The sequence below is a fragment of the Priestia sp. MDV22-iso46 genome, assembly GCF_058629175.1.
In genome coordinates this window covers 1,579,117-1,591,367 of the sequence record NZ_JBZVWT010000001.1, presented here as the reverse complement: position 1 = coordinate 1,591,367, position 12,251 = coordinate 1,579,117, and the positions used below count along the sequence as shown (strand labels likewise).

General features: G+C 38.9%; 15 protein-coding genes. 13 read left to right on the top strand and 2 right to left on the bottom strand.

Going from position 1 to position 12,251, the window contains the following annotated elements; all coding sequences use genetic code 11:
• Genes ctaD through ctaG form a run of 4 tightly spaced genes read left to right on the top strand, consistent with a single transcriptional unit; the run spans position 1 to position 3,819 of the window.
• Entirely contained in the window at positions 1-1,866 is a 1,866-nt protein-coding gene (ctaD, locus tag AC4NPH_RS08195) for a cytochrome c oxidase subunit I (RefSeq protein ID WP_013056080.1), read from the top strand.
• Complete coding sequence (gene ctaE / locus AC4NPH_RS08190) at positions 1,866-2,486, top strand: cytochrome c oxidase subunit III (protein ID WP_013056081.1); 621 nt, start codon at positions 1,866-1,868, stop codon at positions 2,484-2,486. Before ctaD ends, ctaE begins: the two co-directional genes overlap by 1 nt.
• Positions 2,487-2,490: 4 nt before the next feature.
• On the top strand, positions 2,491-2,823 hold the full coding sequence (gene ctaF, locus AC4NPH_RS08185) for a cytochrome c oxidase subunit IVB (RefSeq protein ID WP_013056082.1): 333 nt from the start codon (positions 2,491-2,493) through the stop codon (positions 2,821-2,823).
• A 57-nt stretch (positions 2,824-2,880) separates the two neighbouring features.
• Positions 2,881-3,819 carry a cytochrome c oxidase assembly factor CtaG gene (gene ctaG, locus AC4NPH_RS08180; protein ID WP_041816514.1) on the top strand — a complete coding sequence of 313 codons (939 nt, stop codon included), beginning with the start codon at positions 2,881-2,883 and terminating at the stop codon, positions 3,817-3,819.
• A gap of 36 nt (positions 3,820-3,855) precedes the next feature.
• Here ctaG and AC4NPH_RS08175 read toward each other — a convergent pair whose 3' ends face one another.
• Positions 3,856-4,215, bottom strand: a complete 360-nt coding sequence (locus AC4NPH_RS08175) for a YugN family protein (protein WP_097813227.1) — start codon at positions 4,213-4,215, stop codon at positions 3,856-3,858.
• Positions 4,216-4,400: 185 nt separating this feature from the next.
• Here AC4NPH_RS08175 and AC4NPH_RS08170 point away from each other — a divergent pair, with 185 nt between their 5' ends.
• The 4 genes from AC4NPH_RS08170 to AC4NPH_RS08155 all read left to right on the top strand — a co-directional run bounded on the left by AC4NPH_RS08170 (position 4,401) and on the right by AC4NPH_RS08155 (position 7,630).
• Positions 4,401-4,820: a CBS domain-containing protein gene (locus tag AC4NPH_RS08170; protein WP_013056085.1), complete on the top strand. Its 420-nt coding sequence runs from the start codon at positions 4,401-4,403 to the stop codon at positions 4,818-4,820.
• A 190-nt stretch (positions 4,821-5,010) separates the two neighbouring features.
• Positions 5,011-6,027, top strand: a complete 1,017-nt coding sequence (locus tag AC4NPH_RS08165) for a CAP domain-containing protein (RefSeq protein ID WP_029325123.1) — start codon at positions 5,011-5,013, stop codon at positions 6,025-6,027.
• Between the two features lie 84 nt (positions 6,028-6,111).
• Positions 6,112-6,888, top strand: a complete 777-nt coding sequence (locus tag AC4NPH_RS08160; RefSeq protein WP_013056087.1) for a sporulation protein YpjB — start codon at positions 6,112-6,114, stop codon at positions 6,886-6,888.
• Positions 6,889-6,952: 64 nt separating this feature from the next.
• Complete coding sequence (locus tag AC4NPH_RS08155) at positions 6,953-7,630, top strand: zinc metallopeptidase (protein WP_013056088.1); 678 nt, start codon at positions 6,953-6,955, stop codon at positions 7,628-7,630.
• A gap of 30 nt (positions 7,631-7,660) precedes the next feature.
• On the opposite strand, the gene AC4NPH_RS08150 is transcribed toward AC4NPH_RS08155, so the two are convergent.
• Positions 7,661-8,527, bottom strand: coding sequence for a YitT family protein (locus AC4NPH_RS08150; protein WP_013056089.1), 867 nt, complete (start codon positions 8,525-8,527; stop codon positions 7,661-7,663).
• Positions 8,528-8,839: 312 nt separating this feature from the next.
• Between AC4NPH_RS08150 and AC4NPH_RS08145 the strand changes: the two genes are divergently transcribed.
• Genes AC4NPH_RS08145 through bshA form a run of 5 tightly spaced genes read left to right on the top strand, consistent with a single transcriptional unit; the run spans position 8,840 to position 12,243 of the window.
• A complete protein-coding gene (locus AC4NPH_RS08145) occupies positions 8,840-9,169 on the top strand; it encodes a nucleotide pyrophosphohydrolase (protein ID WP_013056090.1) in 330 nt (109 codons plus the stop codon).
• Between the two features lie 13 nt (positions 9,170-9,182).
• Positions 9,183-9,983 (top strand): 4-hydroxy-tetrahydrodipicolinate reductase, encoded by an 801-nt coding sequence (dapB, locus tag AC4NPH_RS08140; protein ID WP_013056091.1) that lies wholly within the window; start codon positions 9,183-9,185, stop codon positions 9,981-9,983.
• Between the two features lie 12 nt (positions 9,984-9,995).
• On the top strand, positions 9,996-10,394 hold the full coding sequence (gene mgsA, locus AC4NPH_RS08135) for a methylglyoxal synthase (RefSeq protein WP_013056092.1): 399 nt from the start codon (positions 9,996-9,998) through the stop codon (positions 10,392-10,394).
• A gap of 10 nt (positions 10,395-10,404) precedes the next feature.
• Positions 10,405-11,115 (top strand): bacillithiol biosynthesis deacetylase BshB1, encoded by a 711-nt coding sequence (bshB1, locus tag AC4NPH_RS08130; protein WP_053487028.1) that lies wholly within the window; start codon positions 10,405-10,407, stop codon positions 11,113-11,115.
• Positions 11,116-12,243 (top strand): N-acetyl-alpha-D-glucosaminyl L-malate synthase BshA, encoded by a 1,128-nt coding sequence (bshA, locus tag AC4NPH_RS08125; RefSeq protein ID WP_013056094.1) that lies wholly within the window; start codon positions 11,116-11,118, stop codon positions 12,241-12,243.
• The last annotated feature ends 8 nt before the right edge of the window (positions 12,244-12,251 follow it).

Below are 12,251 nucleotides of genomic sequence, written 5' to 3'. Positions count from 1 at the left end.
ATGAGTACACTCAGTCAAAAGAAGGGTGTAGGTGGAACAATTTGGGACTTTATGACAACCGTTGACCATAAGAAAATTGCCATTCTTTATTTAATTGCCGGCGGTATCTTTTTTCTAGTCGGAGGAGTGGAAGCGCTATTTATACGTATTCAGCTGGCTATACCAAGCAATGACTTTGTCAGTGCAGGAACGTATAATGAAATTTTAACAATGCATGGAACAACGATGATTTTCTTAGCCGCAATGCCGCTTCTTTTTGCCATGATGAATGCAGTTGTTCCGCTGCAAATTGGAGCTCGAGATGTAGCATTTCCATTTTTAAACTTGTTAGGTTTTTGGCTGTTTGCCTTTGGGGGACTCTTTTTAAATCTAAGCTGGTTTTTAGGAGGAGCACCTGATGCAGGTTGGACATCATATGCTTCGCTGTCTATTGCATCACCTGGTCACGGAATTGATTTTTATGCGATAGGTTTGCAGATTTCGGGAGCCGGGACATTGATTTCAGGTATCAACTTTCTCGTGACAATCATTAACATGAGGGCGCCAGGTATGACTTATATGCGTATGCCGCTGTTTACGTGGACGACGTTTGTTGCATCAGCTCTTATTTTGTTTGCGTTTCCAGCACTAACGGTTGGATTGTTTTTAATGATTTTTGACCGCTTATTCGGTGGAAACTTTTTTGACGCCACAATGGGTGGAAACACCATTATCTGGGAACATCTTTTCTGGATATTCGGTCATCCGGAAGTATATATTTTAATTCTTCCAGCGTTTGGTGTCTTCTCTGAAATTTTACCTACTTTTTCAAGAAAGAGATTATTCGGGTACTCGTCGATGGTTTTTGCTACCGTATTAATCGGATTTTTAGGGTTCATGGTGTGGGCTCACCACATGTTTACAACCGGACTTGGTCCGATTGCAAATGCCATTTTTGCTGTCGCTACGATGGCTATCGCCGTTCCAACTGGAATTAAAATTTTCAACTGGCTGTTTACGCTTTGGGGAGGAAGTATTGAGTTTACGTCTCCAATGCTGTATGCTGTCGCCTTTATTCCATCATTTGTTATCGGGGGAGTAACAGGAGTTATGGCAGCTGTAGCACCTGCAGATTATCAATTTCAAGATTCTTATTTTATCGTTGCCCACTTCCATTACGTTATCGTAGGCGGTGTCGTATACGCTATATTAGCGGGTGTCACATACTGGTGGCCAAAAATGTTTGGGAAGATGTTAGATGAAAAGTTAAGCAAAGCAACGTTCTGGCTCTTTTTGATTGGTTTCCACTTAACGTTCTTTATTCAGCATTTCTTAGGTCTAATGGGGATGCCTCGCCGCGTATGGACGTTCTTGCCTAATCAAGGTCTCGACCTTGGGAATGCAATCAGTTCATCAGGAGCTGCTTTCATGGCGGTTGCTACGCTCATTTTACTGTTTAATATTATAAAAACAACTGCCAAAGGACAAAAGGTAGGAGGAGACCCTTGGGGAGACGGACGTACATTAGAATGGGCTATTTCATCTCCGCCTCCAGAGTATAACTTTAAACAAACGCCGCTTGTACGCGGTTTAGATGCATATTGGATTGAAAAAATGGCAGGAAATAAAGAAATGACGCCAGCCGAACCTCTTGGTGATATTCATATGCCAAACTCGTCGTTTATTCCATTTATGATCTCGCTTGGAATGTTTATTGCAGGGATTGGATTTTTGTATCGAAATGACCATGCGTGGGGAGATATTGTAGGGATTACCGGAATGATCGTCATGTTTTTATCGATGTTCTTCCGTTCATGGATTGATGATCACGGCTTTCATATTCATAAAGAAGACTTAGTTGATGATGACAAGGAGGCGAAGATGTAATGGAGACTGAACAAAAGCTAACTGCTGAAACTTTCCCTGCTTCGCCTGAAAAAGCAACGCTCGAAGGGAAAAATAAATTTACTGGCTTTTGGCTCTTTTTAGGCGGAGAGACGGTTTTGTTTGCTTCACTTTTTGCTACTTATTTAGCTTTGCGCAACTCAACGATGTCAGGACCTAAGCCGGAAGAATTGTTTGATATTAAGCTTGTTTTTGCAGCCACGATGATTTTATTAACAAGTTCACTAACAAGCGTATATGCTATGTATCATATGAAAAATTTTGAATTTAAAAAGATGCAGCTATGGTTAGGCGTTACGTGGCTTTTAGGTTTAGCTTTCTTAGGATTAGAAATTTATGAGTTCAGGCATTATGTTCATGAAGGGCATACGTTCACAAGCAGCGCATTCGGTTCTTCTTTCTATGCGCTAGTTGGAACTCACGGAGCTCACGTAACGTTTGGGTTGCTTTGGATTGGTTCTTTAATGATTCGAAATGCGAAGCGGGGGTTAAACTTATATAACGCCCCAAAATATTATGTAGCAAGTTTATACTGGCACTTTATCGATGTTGTGTGGGTCTTTATTTTCACGGTTGTATATTTAATGGGAATGGTGGGATAAGCTGATGACGACAAATCAATCAAACTCAGATAACCCAAGGCTCAATTTAGAGTATCGCAAAAAAAGAAATGCAGAAGATATGAAAATGCAAGTTGTCTCTTTTGCGATGATGCTGTTTTTAACACTAATTGCTTTTTTTGCGGTTTATCAAGAGTTTAGCGGATGGTACATTATGCCGGTGATTGTGCTCTTGGCAGTTGTTCAAGTCATCTTTCAACTTTATTATTTCATGCATATGAACCACAAAGGACATACCATACCAGCATTTTTCTTGTATTCAGGCGTATTGGTAGCTCTTTTAACCATTTTAGCTTTTGTAACCATTATTTGGTGGTAAAGAAAAGGGCTGGCATGCGCCAGTCCTTTTCATCATCTGTAGAAGGAGGAATAGACGTTGATTAACAATTTGCGGATGTTTGGTTTTGAAGCACTTTGGAGTCCTTATTATTTTCTAACTATTTGTCTGGTGACCGTCTTATATTTTTTCATCGTTGGTAGATGGAGAGGGAATTTTATGGGAGCGGAGGCCGTAAACAGAAAAACAAAAGCGTATTTTATTATTAGCATGGTTCTTTTATATATATGTAAAGGAGGACCCGTAGATTTACTAGGGCATTTTATGTTTAGTGCTCACATGACGCAAATGGCCATCGTTTACTTGGTGATTCCTCCGCTTTTTATTTTAGGAATTCCGCCGTGGCTAGCTCGTTCTGTTATTTATGTAAAAGGGGTTAAACATGTTTTTAAATTCTTTACAAAGCCTTTAATTGCTCTGCTATTATTTAATGGGTTATTCTCTTTGTATCATATTCCGCTGCTTTTTGATTTTATTAAAACGAATATGATGCTCCACGGAATCGTGAGTGTTGTATTATTTATCGCTGCATTTTGCATGTGGTGGCCACTCGTTAATCAGCTAGAAGAAGAACAAACGCTAAGTTCTTTAAAAAAACTTGGATACATTTTTGCAGATGGCGTACTCCTTACTCCAGCATGCGCGCTGATTATTTTTGCAAATCATTCTTTATATGCGACGTATACAGACTCAAGCGCTTGGGTACAAGCTCTTTCCCTTTGTGTACCGCCTTCTATGATTGCAAGTTTAGGGCAGCTTGCTCCCGAGATGTTTAATACGCTGCCACCCGTGGAAGATCAGCAGCTAGGGGGCGTTATTATGAAGATCATTCAAGAAATTGTGTATGGAACGGTTTTAGGCTTTATTTTTTTTCAGTGGGCTCGAAAAGAACGAGAGAAAGATACGTACATGCCCGATTTTACTGAGCCTCAAGATATAAAACCAAAGGAATTTCCGTCTACTCCTCCTTTGAATTAAAAAAAGCGCAGTGTGATTACTGCGCTTTTTCTAATTCTATAGCTGAACGGTTTCAAGCTTTGATTTGATTTGTGTTAATATCTTTTCACACTGTTCTACAAGGGATGGCGGAAAGTATTCGCCGTCTCCATATTCTACACCGTGAGGATAATAATGTTTGCCTAGTAGAGGTGTCATAAGATGAATAACAGCATGCCTGCCCCCTACGTCGCCTGAAATAGCATGTCCTTGTACTCGCAAATAGAAGGTATCTCGCTGAAACTCGAATTTTCGATCGTACGTGACGCGTTCATAATCCCATTGTCCGGCGCGGACCAGACCAAATTGATGCATAATCTCATCTAATAAATCTAAATCAACCTTTAATGAATCAAATTTTGCATATTCAAATTTCATATGAACTCCCTCCCAAAACAGATATACCCCAATTAAATCATAAGCCGAATGGATAAAACTTGCAATATCTAATAAGGAAAAATGTAAACGTTATCTATTTTTATTTAAACGTTTTAAATACGAAAGTTTACTGAAAAGTTGGTCACACTATAAAACGAACACACGATGTAAAGGAGGATAAAACAATGAAAACTGTACAAGAGGTAATGACAGCTGATACGGAAACATGCACCACGCTTGATAACGTATATGAAGTAGCAGTGAAAATGAAGGAATGGAATGTAGGAGCAATTCCAATTGTCGATAGAGATCAGCTAGTAGGAATGATTACAGATCGAGACTTAGTTATAAAAGGCATTGCAGAAAAGAAGCCAAATTCAAGTAAAGTAACGGATGTTATGAGTGAAGAGCTTATAACTATTACAGCGGAAGCCTCTGTAGAAGAAGCTTCTAAGCTTATGGCTCAACATCAAATCCGTCGTCTTCCCGTTGTGGAAAATCAAAAGCTAGTAGGGATTGTATCGCTAGGTGATTTATCAACGTTTCGCTATGCAAATGAACGTGCAGGAGAAGCGCTCTCAGACATTTCACAACAAACGCATTAAAAAGCGAAAGCCAACTGTTTGCAGTATATTCGTAAATAGTTGGCTTTTTCTTTTGTTTCCTTCATACCGATAGCTATTTTTTTTTGAATGCATGTATAATAGAGATAAAAATAAGTTAAACAGGTAAAGAAAACAGGTGTAAGGAGAGGAAGAAAAGCTGAAAAAAGTTATTTTTATTCTCGTATTAATAGTGGCATTTGTATACGCGGAGGATTATTTACCTCAGCTAGAAAAATATCTAACGGGTCAAAATATTGAGCAAAACCAAACGGATTCCAAAAGTCAGCCCACACAAGAAGTGGCTTCTTATGAAAAACAAAGTGAAAATATGATGAGGCTCATTGGAGATCATTCAGAACAGTTAATTGGAATGCTTGGAGAGCCGGATCGTATTGATTCTTCTGCATATGGCTATGACTGGTGGATTTACAAAAAGAATCGTCAAACGTATGCGCAGGTAGGAGTAGAAAATAATCAAGTCGTATCTGTATACGTCATTGGCTCAAAAACAAATACAGATCCTTTTGAGATTGGTGAGAAGCGAGAGGAAGTAGAAAAAAGAGTTTCACTTTCATCCGAACTCACGCTTCAAAAAGACGGAAATGAATACCGATTTCGTCTGAGTGAAGAGGATATGAAAATGCGTCCCATTATTAAATATGGAGATGTATACGTCCAACTATATTTTGATCAGTTCCTTAATACAATCTCAAGTATTCGAATTATGGACATGGACACGCTATTAAAACAGCGCCCGTACGAAATTGTTTATCGCGGCGAGCTTCCAACAGCTCCGTCATTGACATCGGAGGAGTGGAAAAGTGTCCAAGAAGGAGAAGAGCAGCAAATTATCGATATTACAAATGTAATTCGAGACCGGTTTCAGCTGTCACCTTTAGCTTGGGACGAAGCCACTGCTGGAGTAGCTTATTTACACAGCAAAGAAATGAGCGACTTAAACTATTTCTCTCACGTTTCACCAGCACAAGGTGATTTAGGCAACCGTCTGCAAAAAGGTGATGTAGTATATCGTATCGCGGGCGAAAATATTGCCTCGAATTATCAGGATGGAATCGCTGCGGTTGAAGGGTGGCTTAATAGTGAGGGACATCGTAAGGCTTTACTCAATAAAGAGTTTACGCGTCTTGGTGTAGGTGTATATGAGAAATATTACACGCAAAACTTTATCACTCCGATGAATGAATAGTAAGATTAAAACTTCCTTTTGAAAATAGGTCTACTCTTGTCCTCTTTCTCATAAGTTTTAGTAGAGGTTAGAGGAGGGACGAGAATGAAAGGAAGAATAGTAGGAATATTGCTCGTACTTTTCTTTGCATATACGACTACTGTACATGCAGCTGAAGGGCAGTGGGAAAAGCTTGATAACTTATCTGATCAAACGCTATCGCTTGTAGAGCAAAAGGAGTATAAAGCAGCCCAACATTTGTTCAGAAACTTTTCGAATGAATTTACCAGTCTCAATACAGCTTCTTTGGGCGTATCGGCCGAAGATATACGTATTTTAACTCTTTGTTATGAACAGGTAGAAAGGTCTCTTTTATCTTCTGATTCCAGTGATGAAGAACGTCTTCAAAAAGCTACTCAATTTCGATTGTTAGTCGATGCGCTGCACAGCAAGCATCAGCCTATGTGGACTGAGCTCGAAGGCAGTATGCTAGCAACATTTAAAGAGATGCGAAATGAAGCGGTAAAAGGAGAACAAGCGGCTTATGAAGCGCAGCTTAAGCAATTTTTGAAGGAATATGATATGATCTTACCGAGCGCGCAGGTAGACGTGTCGTCTCCCTACGTACAGCGTGTGAGCGCGGACGTTCACTTTTTACAAACTGAAGGAACGCCAAGTGAGATTAACGATGAGCAGTTTAACCAAATGGAACAAAACTTAAAAGATTTTTTTGAACAAGTAAAAGAAAATCGTACAGACCCGTCTTTTATTTGGGTTACAATTACCACCGGAAGTATTATTATTGCTACACTTTTTTATGTAGGAGCGCGAAAATATTTTGCTGACCAGAAAAGAAAGTCAGCTAGAGGGCGTAATGATTGACGTAAAAGCGCAGAATTGTCTAAAATAAAAGAGTAGTCAAACACATAATGAAAGGTGTGGGTAAATGAGCTTTTTGATTTATTTTCTCATTATTATCCTTGTGCCAATTTGGGCACAGTTTAAGGTGAGAAGTGCTTACAAAAAATATTCACAAGTAAGCAACTCATCAGGAATGACCGGCGCAGAAGTGGCAAGAAAAATTTTGGATGAAAACGGGTTGTACAACGTTCACGTAGAGCCTGTAGGCGGATTTTTATCGGATCACTACGATCCTCGTTCAAAAGTAATTCGTTTATCAGAAGACAACTATTACGGAACGTCTGTTGCGGGCGCTGCCGTTGCGGCTCACGAAGTGGGACACGCGATTCAAGACAAAGAAAACTATTCGTTTTTACGTCTTCGCCACTCCCTTGTGCCGGTGGCAAGCCTTGGATCAAACGCTTCTTGGATTTTAATTATGATTGGAATTATCGCGTCGATTAAGCCGTTGCTATTGTTAGGTATTATTTTCATGGCAGCAGCGGTCGTATTCCAAGTTGTAACACTGCCTGTTGAATTTAACGCTTCAAGCCGAGCGATGACGCAAATCGTCTCAGTCGGAGCGATTCGAAATGACGAAGAGCGCGAGACGCGTAAAGTGCTTAACGCAGCGGCTTTAACATACGTAGCAGCCGCAGCAGTAGCAGTTCTTGAGTTGGTTCGTTTAATCATGATTTATACAGGAATGAATAACGACGACTAATAAAAAAATACCGCATTAGCGGTATTTTTTTTATCTTTCAAGCGGTTTTTTATTTTCATCAAGGGTAAATCCTTCGCCTAAGACATCATGAACATCCGTAACTGCAACGAATGCGTGTGGATCTACAGAAGTAATAACTTGCTTTAAACGGAAAATTTCATTTTTACTAACCACGCAGTATAGCACGTTGGTATCTTGCTTAGAAAAAGAACCTTGTCCTTTTAAAATCGTCACGCCTCGATCCATTTCTTTCATAATTTTATCCGATATGGCTTCGTTATGATTTGAAATGATCGTTGCTCCTTTCGCGGCATACGCGCCGTCTTGCATAAAGTCAATAACCCGTGCAGCGACAAAGACTGCAACAAGTGTGTACATAGCTTCTCGGTAGGATAAATAAATGAGAGACGCACTAATCACAATAAAGTCAAAAAGAAACATCGTTTTTCCCATATTCCACCCGATATATTTTTGAACAACACGTGCGATGATATCGACTCCTCCTGTTGTTCCTCCAAACCTGAAAATAATGCCAAGACCCACTCCAATAAAAACACCGGCAAAAAGAGCTGCTAGAGTCATATCATGACGCAGGGGCATATTCACCGGGAAGCGCTGGAATATCCATAAAAATAGCGATAAGCTAACGACTCCGAGCATGGTATAAATAAATGCTGTTCTCCCTAATAGTTTCCACCCTACAAAAAACAAAGGAATATTTAACACTAAGTTAGAATAAGAGGGATCAATGTTAAATAAGAAAAATAAAAGCAGGGTAATGCCTGTGAATCCACCTTCAGCTAAATTGTTTTGCATGTTAAAATTAACAAGTCCAAACGCAAATATGGCAGCACCAAGCAGTATAAAAATAATATTTTTAAATCTGAGACCTTTCATACTTACAAACCTCCTATGACCGTTTTTGCACTACCTTATCATAAAGGAATATATTTCATTTCGTAAATAACTATCGAAAAGATTTTTGAAAATAGTAAAAAGTGATGATGTTTCTTCGAGTGCTATGTATTAGTAGTATCCTCAATTCGTAAAATATAGACAGATTTTTGAGAATTAAGGGAAACGCGAGGAATATTGTGAAAGAGCATCTGACAAAGGCTTGGTAAGAAGAAGTAATTACACTAAATAATTTGAAGTAAAGATGTTATAATAGTAAGCTGAGTGTACTTCTAAAAGAGGTGAAATAAAAAGATGTCAAAAAAAACGATGGAGCAAATGCAGCAAGAAGTTGATGCATATATTAGCCAATTTAAAGAAGGATATTTTAGTCCTCTTGCTATGCTTGCGCGAATGTCGGAAGAAGTGGGCGAATTATCGCGCGAAATTAACCACTATTATGGTGAAAAGCCGAAGAAAACGACTGAAGCAGAACGTACGGTCGAAGAAGAAATGGGCGACATTTTATTTGTATTAATTTGCTTTGCAAATTCATTAAATATTGATTTACAAGAAGCGCATGATCGCGTTATGAATAAATTTAATACGCGTGACAAAGATCGCTGGACGAAAAAAGAAGACTAAGGAGAGAAAAAGAATGGACAAAATTCGAATTGTACTTGCAGGACCAAGAGGTCGTATGGGGAAAGAAGCTGTATTATTAATAGAAGAAACAGAGCATTTTGAATTAGTAGCAGCGGTAGATCGTATCAATGAAGGAAAATACATAAGTGATATTGAAGGAATGCCAAATGTACAAGCGCCAATCTACACGGATATTGAAAAATGTTTTCAAGACGTTAAGGCAGATGTTTTAGTTGACTTGACAACACCTGAAATTGGGCGCGTTCATACTAAAACAGCCCTAACATATGGAGTAAGACCTGTTGTAGGAACCACTGGCTTTTCAGAAGAAGATTTAAAAGAATTAAAGCAGCTTGCTGAAGAGAAGGAACTTGGCTGTATCATTGCACCTAATTTTGCGATTGGCGCTATTTTAATGATGAAGTTTTCACAAATGGCAGCTAAATACTTTGATGATGTTGAAATTATTGAAATGCATCACGATCAAAAGTTAGATGCACCATCAGGAACAGGCTTAAAAACAGCGGAGCTTATCAGTGAAGTTCGTGAAGCAAAAAAACAGGGTCATCCTGAGGAAAAAGAATTGCTAGAAGGGGCGCGCGGCGCAGATTATGAAGGAATCCGCCTACATAGCGTACGCCTGCCAGGGCTGATTGCTCACCAAGAAGTAATGTTCGGAGGATTTGGACAAACATTAAAAATCCGTCATGATTCATACAACCGTGCTTCTTTTATGTCAGGTGTGAAGCTAGCTGTTGATACAGTTATGAACGTAGACACACTTGTATATGGATTAGAAAATATTATTGACTAAGGAGCGAGAAAAATGAAAATCGCCTTAATTGCACATGATAAAAAGAAAAATGATATGGTACAATTCACAACAGCCTATCAAGCGATTTTACAGGAACATTCGCTGTTCGCAACAGGAACAACAGGAACGCGTATTTCAGAAGCAACAGGTTTGAAGGTTCACCGCTTTCAATCAGGGCCGCTTGGAGGAGATCAGGAGATAGGAGCTTTAATTGCTCAAAATGAAATGGATATGGTTATTTTTTTCCGCGATCCGTTAACAGCTCAGCCTCATGAACCTGATATTTCAGCTCTGATGCGCCTATGTGACGTCTATGCGGTTCCTCTTGCAACGAATATGGGAACAGCAGAGATTTTAATTCATGGACTTGAACGAGGCGATTTGCATTGGCGTTCAATTATAAAAAAATAGGGTGAAGATAATGAAAGAAACAATAGATATCCTTGCGTTTGGTGCTCATGCCGATGATGTAGAAATCGGTATGGGTGGAACCATTGCAAGAATGAGTGAACAAGGTTTGAAGGTAGTTATTTGCGATTTGACGCAAGCTGAACTTTCTTCAAATGGAACGGTTGAAATTCGAAAACGAGAAGCGTCCAAAGCTGCTGATGTCTTAGGTGTTCATGAGCGAATTCATCTGCATTTGCCAGACAGAGGTTTGGTTTTAAAGGCAGAGTATATAGCTGAAATTGCATCAGTCATTCGCACGTATCAACCAAGGATTATATTTGCTCCTTACTTTGAAGATCGTCATCCTGATCATGGAAATTGTGCAAAGCTTGTAGAAGAGGCCATGTTTTCCGCTGGCGTTAAAAATTATATCGATTATAAAAAGCAAAAAGCTCATCGTGCTGAGTCTCTTTATTTCTATATGATAAATGGATTTCATAAGCCAGATTTTATTGTAGATGTATCAAGCACGTTTCAAAAGAAAGTAGCTAGTCTAGAGGCTTATGAAAGTCAATTTATAAAAACAGCAGATACGTTTGATACGCCGCTGGTAAACGGATATATTGAAACGGTAGAGAGCAGAGAGAGATTATTTGGCAAAGAAGTCGGGGTAGCATACGGTGAAGGTTTTTTATCTAAAAAACCGATTTTGATGTACGACGATTTAGTAGGTGGAAAATAAATGAAGTTAAAAATTGGTATTACATGTTATGCTTCCGTTGGAGGTTCAGGAGTGGTAGCAACGGAGCTAGGGAAGCTGCTGGCTGAAAAGGGGCACGAAATTCATTTTATTTCCTCTAGCATGCCTTTTAGATTGACGAAAGTATATCCAAATATTTATTTTCACGAAGTAGATGTAAATCAGTACTCCGTCTTTAAATACCCTCCGTATGATCTCGCTTTATCCAGTAAAATGGCTGAAGTGGCTAAAAGAGAAAAGCTTGACATTATTCATACGCACTATGCAATCCCCCATGCCGTTTGCGGGATTTTAGCTAAACAAATGGTGGAGCACGAAGTGAAAATTGTGACGACTCTTCATGGGACAGATATTACGGTTCTAGGAGAGGATCCATCGTTAAAAGATTTAATTAAATTTGGAATTGAGAAATCAGATGCAGTGACTGCTGTATCTCAGTCACTTGTTGATCAAACTCACCATTTAATTAGTCCAGATAAAGAAATTGAAACGATGTATAATTTTATTGATGAACGAGTTTATCATAAAAAAGAAGTGCAGTATTTAAAAGCGGAGTATGGCATATTAGAAAATGAAAAAGTCGTTATTCATATTTCAAACTTTCGTCAAGTCAAACGAGTTACAGATATAGTCAAAACATTTGCTATTATTAATAAAAAGCTTCAGTCTAAGCTGCTGCTTGTAGGAGACGGCCCTGAAATGACGGTTGTGTCTCAATTAGTAAGAGAGCTAAATCTTCAAGATTCTGTGTTATTTCTTGGGAAACAAGAAAATGTAGCAGAATTATATTCGATTAGCGATTTAAAATTGTTATTATCTGAAAAAGAAAGCTTTGGGCTTGTACTTTTAGAAGCTATGGCTTGTGGTGTTCCATGCATCGGAACAAATATAGGCGGAATTCCTGAAGTAATTGAACACGAAAAAACAGGATATATTTGCGAAGTGGGAGACGTCGAAGAGGCAGCGAGCAAAGCAATTCAGCTACTTGAAAATGAACAGCTGCATCACCAAATGAGGGAAGCGTCTCTAAGCGCAGTTAATCATAAATTTCATTCAACAGAGATTGTGAGTCAATATGAAAAACTTTATTATAAATTGGTACAGGGTTGAAGAATGGA